This is a genomic window from Paraburkholderia kirstenboschensis (assembly GCF_904848585.1).
In the GTDB taxonomy this organism is placed as follows: domain Bacteria; phylum Pseudomonadota; class Gammaproteobacteria; order Burkholderiales; family Burkholderiaceae; genus Paraburkholderia; species Paraburkholderia kirstenboschensis.
The window spans coordinates 146,517-161,675 of sequence record NZ_CAJHCR010000010.1; the positions used below are offsets into that span (position 1 = coordinate 146,517).

Annotated in this window: 15 protein-coding genes; 9 read left to right on the top strand and 6 right to left on the bottom strand. The window is 62.4% G+C overall.

Annotated features, from left to right (window positions below; genetic code table 11):
• Nucleotides 1-169: 169 nt before the first annotated feature.
• The gene (locus JMY24_RS23830) at nucleotides 170-1,447 is read left to right on the top strand and encodes a polyhydroxyalkanoate depolymerase (protein ID WP_128589508.1); all 1,278 of its coding nucleotides are present in this window, start codon (nucleotides 170-172) and stop codon (nucleotides 1,445-1,447) included.
• Between the two features lie 187 nt (nucleotides 1,448-1,634).
• Here JMY24_RS23830 and JMY24_RS23835 read toward each other — a convergent pair whose 3' ends face one another.
• Nucleotides 1,635-2,267, bottom strand: coding sequence for a TetR/AcrR family transcriptional regulator (locus JMY24_RS23835; protein WP_027803217.1), 633 nt, complete (start codon nucleotides 2,265-2,267; stop codon nucleotides 1,635-1,637).
• A gap of 241 nt (nucleotides 2,268-2,508) precedes the next feature.
• Between JMY24_RS23835 and rsxB the strand changes: the two genes are divergently transcribed.
• From rsxB to JMY24_RS23850, 3 genes are all read left to right on the top strand, one after another.
• Nucleotides 2,509-3,411, top strand: coding sequence for an electron transport complex subunit RsxB (gene rsxB, locus JMY24_RS23840; protein WP_201703071.1), 903 nt, complete (start codon nucleotides 2,509-2,511; stop codon nucleotides 3,409-3,411).
• Nucleotides 3,412-3,430: 19 nt separating this feature from the next.
• A complete protein-coding gene (nth, locus tag JMY24_RS23845; protein WP_128594670.1) occupies nucleotides 3,431-4,075 on the top strand; it encodes an endonuclease III in 645 nt (214 codons plus the stop codon).
• Between the two features lie 196 nt (nucleotides 4,076-4,271).
• Nucleotides 4,272-4,706, top strand: coding sequence for a DUF1841 family protein (locus tag JMY24_RS23850; protein WP_128594669.1), 435 nt, complete (start codon nucleotides 4,272-4,274; stop codon nucleotides 4,704-4,706).
• 176 nt (nucleotides 4,707-4,882) lie between these two features.
• Here JMY24_RS23850 and JMY24_RS23855 read toward each other — a convergent pair whose 3' ends face one another.
• Together JMY24_RS23855 and JMY24_RS23860 are read right to left on the bottom strand one after the other, a co-directional pair.
• Nucleotides 4,883-5,266, bottom strand: coding sequence for a c-type cytochrome (locus tag JMY24_RS23855; RefSeq protein WP_128592355.1), 384 nt, complete (start codon nucleotides 5,264-5,266; stop codon nucleotides 4,883-4,885).
• A gap of 58 nt (nucleotides 5,267-5,324) precedes the next feature.
• Nucleotides 5,325-5,693 (bottom strand): c-type cytochrome, encoded by a 369-nt coding sequence (locus JMY24_RS23860; protein WP_013338619.1) that lies wholly within the window; start codon nucleotides 5,691-5,693, stop codon nucleotides 5,325-5,327.
• Between the two features lie 266 nt (nucleotides 5,694-5,959).
• Between JMY24_RS23860 and JMY24_RS23865 the strand changes: the two genes are divergently transcribed.
• From JMY24_RS23865 to JMY24_RS23885, 5 genes are all read left to right on the top strand, one after another.
• Entirely contained in the window at nucleotides 5,960-6,802 is an 843-nt protein-coding gene (locus JMY24_RS23865) for an AAA family ATPase (RefSeq protein ID WP_020065319.1), read from the top strand.
• 36 nt (nucleotides 6,803-6,838) lie between these two features.
• Complete coding sequence (locus tag JMY24_RS23870; RefSeq protein WP_128590986.1) at nucleotides 6,839-8,014, top strand: vWA domain-containing protein; 1,176 nt, start codon at nucleotides 6,839-6,841, stop codon at nucleotides 8,012-8,014.
• Nucleotides 8,015-8,054: 40 nt separating this feature from the next.
• Nucleotides 8,055-9,275, top strand: coding sequence for a benzoate/H(+) symporter BenE family transporter (locus JMY24_RS23875; RefSeq protein WP_128594668.1), 1,221 nt, complete (start codon nucleotides 8,055-8,057; stop codon nucleotides 9,273-9,275).
• Nucleotides 9,276-9,853: 578 nt separating this feature from the next.
• Entirely contained in the window at nucleotides 9,854-10,807 is a 954-nt protein-coding gene (gene tal / locus JMY24_RS23880) for a transaldolase (protein ID WP_128594667.1), read from the top strand.
• Between the two features lie 322 nt (nucleotides 10,808-11,129).
• A complete protein-coding gene (locus tag JMY24_RS23885; RefSeq protein WP_128594666.1) occupies nucleotides 11,130-11,546 on the top strand; it encodes a VOC family protein in 417 nt (138 codons plus the stop codon).
• Between the two features lie 229 nt (nucleotides 11,547-11,775).
• On the opposite strand, the gene JMY24_RS23890 is transcribed toward JMY24_RS23885, so the two are convergent.
• From JMY24_RS23890 to JMY24_RS23900, 3 genes are all read right to left on the bottom strand, one after another.
• Nucleotides 11,776-13,035 carry an FUSC family protein gene (locus JMY24_RS23890; protein WP_201703026.1) on the bottom strand — a complete coding sequence of 420 codons (1,260 nt, stop codon included), beginning with the start codon at nucleotides 13,033-13,035 and terminating at the stop codon, nucleotides 11,776-11,778.
• A gap of 161 nt (nucleotides 13,036-13,196) precedes the next feature.
• Nucleotides 13,197-14,747: a monocarboxylate uptake permease MctP gene (gene mctP / locus JMY24_RS23895; RefSeq protein ID WP_128594664.1), complete on the bottom strand. Its 1,551-nt coding sequence runs from the start codon at nucleotides 14,745-14,747 to the stop codon at nucleotides 13,197-13,199.
• On the bottom strand, nucleotides 14,747-14,986 hold the full coding sequence (locus JMY24_RS23900; protein ID WP_128591032.1) for a DUF3311 domain-containing protein: 240 nt from the start codon (nucleotides 14,984-14,986) through the stop codon (nucleotides 14,747-14,749). The genes mctP and JMY24_RS23900 overlap by 1 nt, the downstream gene beginning before the upstream one ends.
• Nucleotides 14,987-15,159 lie beyond the last annotated feature (173 nt).

Sequence of the window (15,159 nt, forward strand, 5' to 3'; positions counted from 1 at the left end):
CTTTTTACGGATGGAGCTGCGGATTGCTGCATTGCACAACACCACTACTTTGTATATGATCTAGCCGTTTGTCGGCCCAAAAATAGTGTGCCAACAACCAGAATGGCCTGCCGCAACGCCACACGCGTGTTTGCGAAGCCCCATGCGAACCGCTTAAAACGGAGCACCCATGCTCTACCAATTGCACGAATTCCAGCGGGCTATGCTGAGCCCGCTTACCGCCTGGGCTCAGGCCGCGTCCAAATCGTTCGCGAATCCGGCCAGCCCGCTGGCCTACGTGCCTGGCGCCACGCGCCTTTCCGCCGGTTACGAACTGCTTTACCGGCTTGGTAAAGATTACGAGAAGCCGGAGTTCAATCTCCATCAAATCGTCAAAGACGGTCACAACATCCCGATCATCGAGCAAACGATCATCGAGAAGCCGTTCTGCCGCCTGATGCGCTTCAAGCGTTTCGCGGACGACAGCGACGCCGTGACCCAACTCAAGGACGAGCCGGTCGTGCTGGTGTGCGCGCCGTTGTCGGGGCACCATGCCACGCTACTGCGTGACACAGTGCGCACGTTGTTGCAGGACCACAAGGTCTATCTGACCGACTGGATCGACGCGCGCATGGTGCCGCTCGAAGACGGCGAGTTCCATCTCGACGATTACGTCGCCTACATTCAGGAATTCATCCGCCACATCGGCGCGAAGAATCTGCATGTGATCTCCGTGTGCCAGCCGACCGTGCCGGTGCTCGCTGCGATTTCCCTGCTGGCGAGCCGCGGCGAAGACACGCCGCGCACCATGACCATGATGGGCGGGCCCATCGACGCGCGTAAGAGCCCCACCTCGGTCAACTCGCTCGCCACACAACATTCTTACGAGTGGTTCGAAAACAACGTGATCTTCACGGTGCCGCCGAACTATCCGGGCGTGGGCCGCAAGGTCTACCCGGGCTTCCTGCAACACACGGGCTTCGTCGCGATGAACCCGGAACGTCACGCGGCTTCGCACTGGGACTTCTACCAGAGCCTGTTGCGCGGCGACGAAGACGACGCCGAAGCGCATCGCCGCTTCTACGACGAGTACAACGCCGTGCTCGACATGGACGCCGACTACTACCTGGACACGATCCGCGTAGTGTTTCAGGAGTTCTGTCTGGCTGAAGGCACCTGGGACGTGGCCGGCGAACGCGTGAGGCCGCAGGACATTACGAAAACAGCGCTCTTGACGATTGAAGGCGAACTGGACGACATCTCCGGCGACGGTCAGACCTATGCCGCTCACGGGTTGTGCACCGGCATTCCGGAGAAGAACAAGCGTCACTTCACGGCGGAAAAGTGCGGGCACTACGGCATTTTTTCCGGCCGCCGCTGGCGCACCATCATTTATCCGCAGCTGCGCGACTTCATCCTCGAACACAACAAGGCGCCGAGGGTCGTGAAGGAAAAAGCTGAAGTTTGACGGGTGTCATGCAGGCTTCGTGCAGGCTTTGCAGCCACTCACGAAGCTCTCGCGCAACTGATAAGAACGGCCTCCTGATTAGGAGGCCGTTTTTTTGGCCCGTCTCAAACGCCTCGTTCAAAAGCAGGCAAAGTTGAGAAGCGCCTTTAGCGCCTCTCAACTTTGCAGGCCAACACTAGGTGCCGTCCTACTTTCGCAACAGATAAGCGAGCAGTAGTTCGGTGTTCATCTGAATCACTTCACTGCGTTCGCTCGCACTGCTGAAATCGCGACCAAGCGTGGCTTCGAGCGTGAAGCGATTGGACACGATGTAATAGCCCATGCCCGACAGCGTGACGTAGAAGCGCAGCGGGTCCACGTTCGTGCGAAACAGCCCCGCGCGTTGACCTCGCTCGAGGATGCCGCCAAGCGTGGCGACGATCGGCGAAATCATCTCGCGGATGCGCGTGGACTTCTGCATATAACGCGCCTCGTGCAAGTTCTCGTTATTGACGAGGCGCAGCAGTTCAGGATGGTCGCGGTAGTAATCCCAAACAAAATGCGCGAGGCGCGTAACTGCCTCGACCGGCGCAATGCCGTTCAGTTCGAGCGTGCGTTCCGCTTCGTTGAGCGCGCTGAACGCGTGCTCGAGTACTGCAGTGAAAAGCTGCTCCTTGCTACCAAAGTAGTAGTAGAGCATGCGTTCATTCGTCTCCGCGCGGCGGGCGATCTGATCGACGCGCGCGCCGAATAGCCCACCATTTGCAAACTCTTCGGCTGCCGCAAGCAGAATGCGGCGCCGGGTGCCTTCAGGATCTCTTTTGATTTTCGGCTGATTCATGGTGGCATGGTCTTCGTGAGCCGCGTTTTTCCGGATCGCGCCGCCGGCCTCTCCTCGGGCCTTGCACCGACAGCACTGAACGGGCTGGTTGGGGGAAAACCCTTCTGCGGTCTTTCGAAAAAAGCGCTTTGATTATGGCACATGGATTGCCGATGGCAATTGGGGAAATCGGCGATAATGTGCTATTTAGTTCAAGCTGTGCGGCCGCCCGCCGAGCCCCGCTTGGCCCCACATCGTGACCGTGACAGAGATCAAGACACTCGCAGATCGCATTGAAGATCTGCTTCCCCAGACGCAATGCACCAAGTGCGGTTATGCGGCCTGCCGTCCGTATGCCGAGGCCGTCGCATGCGGCGAAGCCAATTACAACCAGTGCCCGCCCGGTGGCGAGGAAGGCGTCGCGCGCCTCGCCGCCCTGCTCGGCAAACCGGTCATTCCGCTCAATTCCGCCAATGGCGTCGAACGGCCGCGCCCTCTGGCGGTTATCGACGAACAGGTGTGCATCGGCTGCACGTTGTGCATGCAGGCGTGCCCGGTCGACGCAATAGTTGGGGCACCGAAACACATGCACACGGTAGTCGCCGAGTTGTGCACGGGCTGCGACCTGTGCGTGCCGCCCTGCCCGGTCGATTGCATTTCGATGCCGCCTGTCACCGGCGAGGCGACCGGCTGGGACGCATGGAGCCAGCCGCTCGCCGACGCGGCGCGCGAGCGCCATAACCGGCGCGAGGCGCGTCTCGCGGGCGAGCGCGAAGCTGCCGAAGCACGTGTTGCGGCGCGGCGCAGCAGCGCAGCCGCCACCGCGGCTAGCAATGCACCGGCAGGCAACGTGTCGACGCCAGCGGCATCGCCTGCAAGCATCGCCGGGAACGCCGACGCCGAAGCGAAAAAACGCGCGATCATCCAGGCCGCGCTCGAACGCGCGCGCAAGAAGAAGGAAGAGCTGGCCGCCAAAGGCCAGGCCCCGTTGAACACCGAGCAGGTGAGCGCCGACGTGCAGGCACAGATCGACGCGGCCGAAGCACGCCGCCGCCGTCTCGGACTTACCGGCACAGGTGCCGAGCAACTTGCCGATCAGCCTGCCGACGACGCCGCCGGCAACCCGCCGCCGTCGACACCGGCCAGCACGCGCAATTCGCGCTAACAGCATCCGCCCGCTCCGCATGAACGCGAATAAACGCCGCGCCATCTACGAAACGCTTCAGAGCATCAATCCGCATCCCACGACCGAACTGGAGTACACCACACCGTTCGAACTGCTGATTGCCGTACTGCTTTCAGCGCAGGCGACGGACGTGTCGGTCAACAAGGCCATGCGCAAGATGTTTCCGGTCGCCAACACGCCGCAGAAAGTGTTTGACCTCGGAGAAGAAGGCGTCGCCGACTACATCAAGACGATCGGCCTGTATAGGAACAAGGCCAAGAACGTGATCGCGACTTGCCGCATCCTGCTCGATCAATACGGCGGCGAAGTGCCGGAGGACCGCGAGGCGCTGGAAAGTCTGCCGGGCGTCGGGCGCAAAACAGCTAACGTGATTCTGAACACGGCGTTCGGCCATCCGACTATCGCCGTCGATACGCACATCTTTCGGGTTGCGAATCGAACCGGGCTGGCTCCCGGCAAAGACGTGCGCGCGGTCGAAGCAGCGCTCGAAAAATTCACGCCCGACGAGTTCAAGAAGGACGCGCATCATTGGCTGATCCTGCATGGCCGTTATGTGTGCAAGGCACGTCGGCCGGAGTGCTGGCATTGCGCGATCGAGCCGCTTTGCGAATTCCGGCCAAAGACGCCGCCGCCCGATCTTTGAGCGTGCGCGTCCTCAGCAAGCTGCAGCACCGGCGCGTAAAATGCCGCGTTATACATAGAGCGGCAGCGGCCTGCGTTGTACGCGGCGGCACCGGCCTACCTAAGCGGCCCCGCAATGCGCGTTCTCACAGCGGCCCGTTACCGCACGCGGGCGTCGCGCTCTCCTCTCACTTTCCACTCGATAAACCGGTCCCACGATGTTCAATCCCAGCCGCGACGAAGTCCGTCAATTTTTCACCGAGACCTGGCGCAAGCAGCGTCAGGGCGAGATTCTGACGCCGCTCGAAGCGATTGCCGCCGACTGGATCATTGAGCATCCCGAGTATCACGCGCAACTGACCGATACCGAGGCGGCCCAGGCTCAGGACTACTCGCCCGAACGCGGGCAGACCAATCCGTTCCTGCATCTGTCGATGCACCTGGCGATCACGGAACAGCTGTCGATAGACCAGCCGCCGGGCATCCGCGCCGCGCATGAGCGTCTTGCCGCCCGTCTTGGGTCGACGCACGACGCGCAGCACGCGATCATGGAATGCCTCGGCGAAACCATTTGGGAAGCGCAGCGCACAGGACTGCCGCCGGATACCGACGCATATCTGCAGCGAATCGAACGGCGCGCGACGCGCGACTAGGCACAAGCGGGCCAGCATAGCAACGCGGGCCGGAGCGCGAAGGGAACGCGCAAACGAGCGCGCGCAGGACCCCGAACCCAGCCACGCATGCAAACTCCGGCGTCTAAAAGCACGACACCCCGTCGAAGCGGGGTGTCGTTGAAATCGTCAGGCAGCGCCGAGATGGCGCGGCGCGCTTACTTCTTCTGCACGAGATCGCCGTTCAGCGATTCGATGTAAGCCGCGATGTCTTTCATGTCCGACTGCGACAGGCTCTGCACCTGCGCCTGCATGATCGCGTTATTGCGGCCCATGTGCGGGTTGCCGTTACCCATCTGATACTGACGCAGCGCCCAGTAGACGTAATCGGAATGCTGACCTGCGAGCTTCGGATATTCCGGGCTGACGGGCTTGTTCAGGTTCGGGCCGTGACATGCCGCGCAGTTGTGGCTCTCGGACAGCACCTTACCGTTGCCGGCGTCGGCCGCGTGCGCGACGCTCGCTGCAACCAGACCGAATACTGCCGCCGACGCGCATGCAGCCTTGAACACCGTGTGGAGTGCCTGTTGGGGCTTATTCATGAATTCTCCTATCCCGCGAATTTAATAGCCGTGTGACTGGTTGGATAACCGCAGCCGGTCACTTGTCGGGATTGCTCTTCGATGAGGAATTTTGCGCTGCGTAGTAAGCAGCGATGTCGGCGATGTCCTGATCCGATAGCGACGCGGTGATCGCGTGCATCGTTTCGAAGTGGCGATCGCCCTTCTTGTAGCCGCGCAGGGCGTTTTCGAGGTACGCCTGATTCTGGCCGCCGAGCATGGGCACGCGGTAGACCTCAGGATAAGCCGTGCGATATTCAGGGATGCCGTGGCAGCCAATACACATCGCGACCTTGCCTTGGCCCGCTTTCGCGTTGCCGACGACATCCGCTGCCTGCGCACTGGCCGCATAGCCCGCGAGCACCGACAGCGCTGCGATCACGACGTGTTTGCCGACGAATTTATTCATAGCATGTAACCTGGCTTGAGGGGAAACGGGCGCCCAAAAAAGGCAACGGCCCGCGCCGTTATTCTTATAGGGAGCCACGCAGGCCAAAAAAATCGGGCTAATTGTACCGCGACGCCGCGCCGAACGTCCACCGCGCGGGGCGCGCCGGCCGGCGGGCCTGCGTTCCGGCCGTGCCGCACCGCGGCTGAAACCATACGCGAGCCGGTTTCAGGCCAACAGGGCTTCTGACTTATACTGGGTTTTTTCCGCCCAAAGAGCATCTCGCCATGCGTTTCGAAGGCTCATCGCAGTACGTCGCCACCGACGACCTCAAGCTCGCGGTCAACGCCGCGATGACGCTCAAGCGCCCGCTGCTGATCAAGGGCGAGCCCGGCACCGGCAAGACCATGCTGGCTGAAGAAGTCGCCGCCGCGCTCGGCATGCCGCTGCTGCAGTGGCATATCAAGTCCACCACCAAGGCCCAGCAGGGTCTGTACGAATACGACGCGGTGTCGCGCCTGCGCGATTCGCAACTGGGCGACGAGCGCGTGAAGGACATCCGCAATTACATCGTCAAAGGGGTGCTGTGGCAGGCGTTCGAATCGGACGAACAAACGGTGCTGCTGATCGACGAGATCGACAAGGCCGACATCGAATTTCCGAACGACCTGCTGCGCGAACTCGACCGCATGGAGTTCTACGTATACGAGACGCACGAGCTGATCCGCGCGAAACAGCGTCCGCTCGTCATCATCACGTCGAACAATGAGAAGGAGCTGCCCGACGCGTTTCTGCGCCGCTGCTTTTTTCATTACATCAAGTTTCCGGACCCGGCCACGATGCAGCAGATCGTCGAGGTGCATTATCCCGGCATCAAGAAGGAACTGCTCGCCGCGGCCATGCAAAGCTTTTTCGAGCTGCGCAACGTGGCCGGATTGAAGAAGAAGCCGTCCACGTCCGAACTGCTCGACTGGCTCAAGCTGCTGCTCGCCGAAGACATCCCGCCCGAAGCGTTGCGCTCGTCGGATCAGAAGCAGATCATTCCGCCGCTGCACGGCGCGCTTTTGAAAAACGAACAGGACGTGAGCCTGTTCGAGCGGCTGATCTTCATGAACCGCAATAACCGTTGAACTTTTCTTGAGTGCCCGCGCCGCGGAGAACCCAGCATGCTGATCGACTTCTTCTACTCGCTGCGCGCCGCGAAACTGCCCGTGTCGGTGAAGGAATACCTGACGCTGCTCGAGGCGCTCAAAGCCAACGTGATCGCGCCGTCGCTCGATGAGTTCTATTACCTCGCGCGCATGACGCTCGTGAAGGACGAACAGTACTTCGACAAGTTCGACCAGGCGTTCGGCGCGTATTTCAACGGCGTCGCGCAGACCTCCGAACTCGCCTTCGACGTGCCGCTCGACTGGTTGAAGAAAAAGCTGCAACGCGATCTGTCGCCGGAAGAAAAGGCGCAAATCGAGGCGATGGGCGGCATCGACAAATTGATGGAACGCCTGAAGCAACTGTTCGACGAACAGAAAGAGCGTCACGAAGGCGGCAGCAAGTGGATCGGCACGGGTGGCACGTCGCCGTTCGGCAACGGCGGCTACAACCCGGAAGGCGTGCGCATCGGTGGCGACGCGGCGGGCAATCGCACTGCCGTGAAAGTGTGGGAAGCGCGCGCCTATCGCGATTACGACGACCAGGTCGAAATCGGCACGCGCAACATCAAGGTCGCATTACGCCGCTTGCGCCGCTTCGCGCGCGAAGGCGCGGCCGAAGAACTCGACCTGCCCGACACGATCCGCAGCACGGCCGCGAATGCCGGCTGGCTCGACCTGAAGATGGTGCCCGAGCGGCACAACAAGGTGAAAGTGCTGATGCTGCTAGATGTCGGCGGCTCCATGGACGACCACATCAAGCGCACAGAAGAACTATTCTCCGCCGCGAAGGCCGAGTTCAAGCACCTCGAGTTCTACTATTTCCACAACTGCGTGTACGACTTCCTGTGGAAGAACAACCGTCGCCGTCACACCGAGCGCATGCCGACGTGGGACGTGCTGCATAAATTCACGCCCGACTACAAGCTGATCTTCGTCGGCGACGCGACCATGAGCCCCTACGAAGTGCTGCAGCCGGGCGGCTCGGTCGAATACAACAACGCGGAAGCCGGCGCCGTGTGGCTGCGACGCCTCGCCGACCACTTCCCGCATCACGCGTGGCTCAATCCCGAACCTGAAGGGTTGTGGGCGTATCGCCAGTCCGTCAGCGCGATCCGCGAAGTGCTTGGCCACCGCATGTACCCGCTCACGCTCGCCGGGCTCGAGTCCGCCATGCGTATGCTGAGCAAATAGAACCGCCCCGCTCCACCCTCAACGACAACAAAGTATTTGCATGAGCCGCTCGTCATCGCCTGATCTGGTCCCTGCCGGCATTCCGCCCGGCCGCTTCAATCCATTAGCCGATACCTCGCTGTCGGCCATCGTCGCGGGCTTCGTCGCGATGATGACGGGCTACACCAGTTCGCTCGTGCTCATGTTCCAGGCCGGTCAGGCCGCACATCTGACGAATGCGCAGATTTCGTCGTGGATCTGGGCGTTGTCGATCGGCATGGCCGTCTGCACGATCGGACTCTCGCTGCGCTTTCGCGCACCGATTGTGATTGCGTGGTCGACGCCCGGCGCGGCGTTGCTGGTGTCGTCGCTGCCGCATGTGCCTTATGGGCAGGCGATCGGCGCGTTTATCGTCTGCGCGCTGCTGCTGACCATAGTCGGCCTGACGGGCTGGTTCGATACGCTTATGAAGAAAATTCCCGCTGGCATCGCGGCTGCGCTGCTGGCGGGCATCCTGTTCGAGATCGGCATCGAGATTTTTCGCGCCGCGCAGTTCCAGACGGCGCTCGTGCTGACGATGTTTCTGACCTACCTGCTCGTCAAACGCCTCGCGCCGCGTTACGCGATTCCAATGACGCTGATCGCCGGCACGATTGCCGCGGGCGCCCTCGGCCTGCTCGACTTCAGTCACTTTCAGGTGGCGCTCGCGCATCCTGTCTTCACAATGCCTGCGTTTTCGCTCGCCGCAAGCGTCAGCATCGGGATTCCGCTTTTCGTGGTCGCCATGGCGTCACAGAACGTGCCCGGCATCGCGGTGCTGCGCGCGGACGGCTACACCACGCCGTCGGCGCCGCTGATTTCGGCGACGGGAATCGCGTCGCTGGTGCTCGCGCCGTTCGGCTCGCACGGCGTCAACCTTGCCGCGATCACGGCGGCGATCTGTACCGGCCCCGAGGCGCACGAAAACCACGGCAAGCGCTACATGGCCGCGGTGTGGTGCGGCATCTTCTATCTGATCGCCGGCGTTTTCGGCGCGACCATTGCGGCGCTGTTCGCGGCGTTCCCGCGCGAACTCGTTGTGTCCGTCGCGGCGCTGGCGCTGTTCGGATCGATCATGAGCGGCCTTACCAACGCGATGCAGGACGCCAGGCAGCGCGAAGCGGCGCTCGTGACTTTCATGGTGACGGCGTCGGGGCTGACGCTGCTGTCCATCGGCTCGGCGTTCTGGGGACTGGTGGCGGGCGTGCTCACGCAAGTCGTGCTGAATGCGCGGCGCGCATGAGTACGGGTGATGGAGGGCGTCTCGCGGGCGTTTTTGCACGCGGCGCATAGCGGGCGCCGTGGCATGACGCGGTGCATAACAATGACCGTTGCGCGACGCGAGGCACCAGCAAGCGTCGTTGCGGCGGCCGGCGACTCGGCGCTTCTGGAGCGGCGCATGCTGAGCACTGTGGGTGACATGGCGCACGGCGTGTCGGGTGATGCGGCCCACGGCGTGTTGGGTGATGCGGCTCACGGCGTGTTGGCTCACGCGGCGCACGGCGTTGCGCGACGCGTCGCATCTGACGCGGTGCCCGCGCGCTGCGACCGGCGCGGGAACCGCCGCCCCGAATCGACGCCCCGAACAGCCGCACGGAACCGCCGCCAAATTGCTGTGAAATAGCTGTGAACGGATCGCCGCTGCCAACTGTCAACACTACATCCGACGATCCGCCATAAAATAGAAGCATCCGGCAGCGTTTCCCGGCAACATCGGGCAAGTGCTGCAGCGTGACTCGCGGCCGCCGGGCCCGGTCTTTCATTCCGGCGGCGACCTCGTTCTCCTGAACCACGGCGCATGCGCCCTCTGAAGGCACGAATATGACAACCGCACTCGATCAACTCAAGCAATACACCACGGTCGTGGCCGATACCGGCGACTTCCAGCAACTCGCGCAGTACAAGCCGCAGGACGCGACCACCAATCCGTCGCTGATCCTGAAGGCCGTCCAGAAAGACGACTACCGGCCGCTGCTCGAAAAAACGGTCAAAGACCATGCGTCGAAGCCGTTGGGCGCGATCATCGACCAGTTGCTGATCGCTTTCGGCACCGAAATCCTGAAAATCATCCCTGGGCGCGTGTCGACCGAAGTGGATGCGCGCCTGTCGTTCGACGTACAAGGGTCGATCGCCAAGGGCCGCGAAATCATCGCGCTCTACAAGTCGCACGGCATCGACCGGGAACGCGTGCTGGTCAAACTGGCTTCCACGTGGGAAGGCGTACGCGCGGCCGAAGTGCTCCAGAAAGAAGGCATCAACTGCAACATGACGCTGCTGTTCTCGCTCGCCCAGGCCGCTGCCTGTGCCGACGCCGGGGCGAAGCTGATCTCGCCGTTCGTCGGCCGCATTTACGACTGGTACAAGAAAAACGCCGGCAGTGCATGGGACGAAGCGAAGGACGGCGGCGCGAACGACCCGGGCGTCCAGTCCGTGCGCCGCATTTACGCGTACTACAAGAAATTCGGCTACAAGACCGAGGTGATGGGCGCGAGCTTCCGCACGACGGGTCAGATTCTGGAACTGGCCGGCTGCGATTTGCTGACCATCAGCCCGGATCTGCTGCAAAAGCTGCAGGAAAGCACCGACAAGGTGGAGCGCAAGCTCTCGCCAGATATCGCGAAAGATGCCAACATCGAACGCGTGCCGGTCGACGAAGCGTCGTTCCGCTTCCTCGTCAACGACGAGGCCATGGCAACCGAAAAGCTCGCTGAAGGCATCCGCGCGTTTGCGGCCGACGCAGTCAAGCTGGAAAAACTGATCGAAGCGCTGCGCTAAACGCCTGCGTCAGCCGCTGCGGTCGTCGTACCCAGGCAAGAATCGGCCACCACCGCAGGCGATCACAGTAAGCGCAGCAACGCGCCGCAACACCAGCGCTACAACACGCGGCCCCGAAGCTTATGGTTCGGGGCCGCGTGCCGTTTACCGCGTATCCGCTCATCCTCTGACGCGCCCTTCGGGGGTTGCCAGCAAGCCGTCTTTTCCTCACGACACAAAGTCACAATCACCCGAAAACCGTTGCCTAAAATGGTCTGCACGCCTGCGCCTACGCCTGCCGTACGGCGCCAGGGCGTCCACATCCATATTTCGGGAGACGATGATGGAAGTTCAACCCTACGTATTTTTCAACGGACGCTGCGAAGAAGCGCTCGACTATTATCGCCAGCACCTCGGTGCCGAGGTCACGTTCATGATGCGCTTCAAGGACGCGCCGCCCGACCCGCAGAACCCGCCGCGTGCCGGCGTCGAAGACAAGATCATGCATGCGAACGTCCAGATGGGCTCAACGCAGTGGATGGCGTCCGACGGCAATTGCGATCAGGACGCGAAGCCCATGAGCGGCTTCAGCCTGTCGCTGACGGCGGACGACACGACATCGGCGCAAAAATACTTCAACGCACTCGCCGACGGCGGCCAGATCGTGATGCCATGGGGCGAGACGTTCTGGAGCAAAGGCTTCGGCATGGCCGTGGACCGCTTCGGCCTGATGTGGATGGTGACGCTGCCGCATGAGTGACCGGCGGTCAGGGCGGTGGCGGGCGCATAAGTGACCGATGGTTAGGGCCGCGGGGCGCGCAACCTTGACCCCGCGCGATGGCGATGATGTCGCTGTAGTTGCCTGCCGCCGCGGCGACGGTCGCTGCCGCTACTACTGTTATCGCGGCGGGCAGGGAGAGAGCGGGCGTCACTGTCGCGGCCGCAGCCACTGCCGGGAACCGTGACCAACTTCCCCCCACCTCCTCCACCTAAGCCTTCTGCAAAACCCGCGAGCGCCGCTCGATGTTCCAGTTCACCTCTGTCTCGAGCAACGCTGCGCGCAGGCGGTCCACCTGTTCCGCGAGCCGCTGCCCGAGCCAATACGGGCCTTGCAAGTCGGGCGGCAGTTTAAGCGCCGCGTTGCCCGCGGTTTGCGCGAGCGGCGACGCGGCCAGATCGCCCGCCACCGGATCGCCCGCCACCGGATCGCCGGCCGCCGGTTTGCGCGCCACCGGTTTGCCGGCCACCGGATCGCCTGCCGCCGGTTTGCCGGCCACCGGACCGCAGGCCACCTGCCCCCCGCCCGCCGGAATCCCAAAATGCGTCGCGCGGCCAAAGCGCAGGCCGCGCGCAATCGCCAGCAGAATGGCGCGCACGGCCCGCACCTCCGCGCCGCACTGTTCGGCATACGCGGTACGCGCGGCTGCGCCGGCCTGCATCAGTGGACCGGTCGCAAGCAGTTCGAGCGAACTCAGCACCGAGCGATGCAGCCGCTGAATCTCCTCGAGCTTCGCCTGCGGCACATCGATTTCCTTGGCCACCGAAGGCATCAGCGAACGCAATTGCACGAGCCGCCGGTTGATCGCGAGGAACCGCTTCACCTGCTCCTCCTCGCTAATCGTTTCGCCTTCCAGCAAACGCGTATAGATTTGCGCGCACTCGCGCAGATTGGCCGCAATACCGTAGCGCCACGAATACGTGGCGTGCAGCGGCAGCGCGAATGAAAAGGCCAGCGCAATCACAATGCCGATCAACACGTTCAGCGTTCGCCACAGGCCGACGTCGATCAGATTGTCGCCATGCCCCGCGACGATGCACATCGTGATCGCCGTCAACAGCCCGATATAGCCGGACGAACCGATCGCGAACCACGCGCAGATTGCGGCGAGGATGGACATCAACATATAGGTGAGCGGCAGCGAGCCAAGCAGATTCTGCTGCACGATCAGCAGCAGCCCGATCGACGCCCCGAGCAAGGTGCCCGCGGCCCGCTCCGCCGCTTTCTTGCGGATATTGCCGTGGTGCTGCAAACCGCCGATCACCACGAGCAGCGTCACCGACGACCAGATGCCGTGCGGAATGTCGATACCGGTTGTCGCCAGGATCGAGAACAGCATCGCCAGTCCCACGCGCAGGCTGTGCAGGACCTTCGCGTGTCGATAGCGGTAATACGGCGAGGTGATCGCGCGAACCATCCGGCTCACCGCCGAGCGGCGCGGAATCACGGTGCGGGAATCGGCAGGAGCCATGGTGGAGTTAGCGACGCTTTGAGAGACGGTCCCGCTATCGTGCCCTGGAGTGCGCCGCAAACACAAACGCCCGCAGACTTTCGTCTGCGGGCGCTGCGGTTTCCGTTGCATCGTTTCACTTGCCGGCCGGCATGCCCAGCCGCCCGACTAGCCTGCGACGCTTAGCTTTCGACCACGTCCAGATAATCTTCCGGACTTGTGCGGTCTTCGGCGCGCTGCATGCCGAACGCGCGCACCAGCAGGCTCACCACCACGGCCACCACCAGGTTCACGATCAGCGACCAGACCGCCGCGTAGCCCGGAATCGCCATGCCGAACAGGTGGATCGTAAAGATGGAACCGGCGAGCTTCAGCGAAACAGCCATCCACGTGCCGGTCGCGATGCCGACTGCCCAGCCGAGCAGCAAGCCGCGATAGTCGAGCACGCGCGTGTACAGGCCGAGCACGATTGCGGGCAGCGTCTGGATGATCCAGATGCCGCCGAGCAATTGCAACTGGATCGCGTAGGTGAGCGGCAGGCCGAGAATGAACGCCACCGCGCCGACCTTGACGATCAGCGATACCAGCTTCGCGACGTTGGTCTCCTGTTCGTGCGTCATATTGCGGTTCACGAACTCTTTGTGGATGTTGCGCGTGTAGAGGTTCGCTGCCGCAATCGACATAATCGCCGCCGGCACCAGAGCGCCGATACCAATGGCAGCGAACGCCACGCCGACGAACCACGACGGGAAGAAGTGCAGGAACAGCGCCGGCACCGCGAAGTTCGGGCCGAACGCCTTGAAGTACGGCGCGAATTCCGGCATGTCTTTCACGCCCGAGGCAAGCGCCATGAAACCGAGCAGCGCGAGCAAACCGAGCACGAGCGAGTAAGCCGGCAGCATTGCCATATTGCGGCGGATCGTGTTGCCCGATTTCGACGACAAAACCGCCGTGATCGAGTGCGGGTACAGGAACAGCGCGAGCGCCGAACCCACCGCGAGCGTCGCATACGCGCTATAGCCGTTCAGACTCGACACGTCCGGCGCCTTCAGCAGCAACTTGGCCGGCGGCACCGATGCAAAGATGTGGCCGAAGCCGCCCAGTTGCGGCGGAATGACGATGACCGCAGCGAAGATCGTGACGTAGATCAGGACGTCCTTGACCACGGCGATCATGGCCGGCGCGCGCAAGCCCGACGTGTACGTGTACGCGGCCAGGATAGCGAACGCGATGATCAGCGGCAGATCGCCGACGAAGCCCTTCGTGTCGAAGCCGAGCGCGCCGATCACCACTTCGATCCCGACCAGTTGCAACGCGATGTACGGCATGGTCGCGACGATGCCGGTCACGGCGATCGCGAGAGCGAGCATGCGGCTGCCGTAGCGTGCCGACACGAAGTCCGCCGACGTCACGTAGCCCTGACGTTTCGCGATGCTCCACAGTTTCGGGAACACGACGAACGCGAACGGGTAGATCAGAATGGTGTACGGCAGCGCGAAGAAACCGGTTGCGCCCGCACCGAATACCAGCGCCGGCACAGCGATGAAGGTGTACGCGGTGTAGAGGTCGCCGCCGAGCAGAAACCAGGTGACGATGGTGCCGAAGCGCCGGCCGCCGAGACCCCACTCTTCCAGATGCGCGAGATCGCCGCGCCGCCAGTGCGCCGCGATAAAACCGAGAATCGTGACGCCGATGAAAAATAGAACGAAGACGAAAGTTGCGATGGCGTTCATTATCGTGCGTCCCCCTGAGGACGGCCCGACGAGCGCGTCTTGGTCTTCATATAGACGAGCGCCGTAATGACTGCGCTGATCAGCACCCAGAGAAGCTGATACCAGTAGAAAAACGGAAAGTCGAACAATACCGGTTCGACCTTGTTGTACGACGGCACCCAGACCATGGCGATCCAGGGCAACAGCAACAGCCAGAGCCAGTGCTTGCTGGCTTTATTCGCGTCGGCGTCGTGAGCCATGACGTCTCCTCTTCCTATTATTGAAATGTTGGCCCGTGTTCGACGGGTGCTGGACCGCCACGCGGAAAACCGGCTCGCGGCAGCAAGCCCGCGGAGGATCGCCCCGCGTGTGACACGAGTACCCCGAAAGCCTCGAAAGAGTATAGGAGCCGCGAACGTGCGGTCAAGCAGGG

What these genes read in the sequence shown, in the direction of transcription:
- JMY24_RS23830 (WP_128589508.1), top strand. Translation starts at nt 170, where the DNA reads ATGCTCTACCAATTGCACGAATTCCAGCGGGCTATGCTGAGCCCGCTT.
- JMY24_RS23835 (WP_027803217.1), bottom strand. Translation starts at nt 2,267, where the DNA reads ATGAATCAGCCGAAAATCAAAAGAGATCCTGAAGGCACCCGGCGCCGC.
- nth (WP_128594670.1), top strand. Translation starts at nt 3,431, where the DNA reads ATGAACGCGAATAAACGCCGCGCCATCTACGAAACGCTTCAGAGCATC.
- JMY24_RS23850 (WP_128594669.1), top strand. Translation starts at nt 4,272, where the DNA reads ATGTTCAATCCCAGCCGCGACGAAGTCCGTCAATTTTTCACCGAGACC.
- JMY24_RS23855 (WP_128592355.1), bottom strand. Translation starts at nt 5,266, where the DNA reads ATGAATAAGCCCCAACAGGCACTCCACACGGTGTTCAAGGCTGCATGC.
- JMY24_RS23860 (WP_013338619.1), bottom strand. Translation starts at nt 5,693, where the DNA reads ATGAATAAATTCGTCGGCAAACACGTCGTGATCGCAGCGCTGTCGGTG.
- JMY24_RS23865 (WP_020065319.1), top strand. Translation starts at nt 5,960, where the DNA reads ATGCGTTTCGAAGGCTCATCGCAGTACGTCGCCACCGACGACCTCAAG.
- JMY24_RS23870 (WP_128590986.1), top strand. Translation starts at nt 6,839, where the DNA reads ATGCTGATCGACTTCTTCTACTCGCTGCGCGCCGCGAAACTGCCCGTG.
- JMY24_RS23875 (WP_128594668.1), top strand. Translation starts at nt 8,055, where the DNA reads ATGAGCCGCTCGTCATCGCCTGATCTGGTCCCTGCCGGCATTCCGCCC.
- tal (WP_128594667.1), top strand. Translation starts at nt 9,854, where the DNA reads ATGACAACCGCACTCGATCAACTCAAGCAATACACCACGGTCGTGGCC.
- JMY24_RS23885 (WP_128594666.1), top strand. Translation starts at nt 11,130, where the DNA reads ATGGAAGTTCAACCCTACGTATTTTTCAACGGACGCTGCGAAGAAGCG.
- JMY24_RS23890 (WP_201703026.1), bottom strand. Translation starts at nt 13,035, where the DNA reads ATGGCTCCTGCCGATTCCCGCACCGTGATTCCGCGCCGCTCGGCGGTG.
- mctP (WP_128594664.1), bottom strand. Translation starts at nt 14,747, where the DNA reads ATGAACGCCATCGCAACTTTCGTCTTCGTTCTATTTTTCATCGGCGTC.
- JMY24_RS23900 (WP_128591032.1), bottom strand. Translation starts at nt 14,986, where the DNA reads ATGGCTCACGACGCCGACGCGAATAAAGCCAGCAAGCACTGGCTCTGG.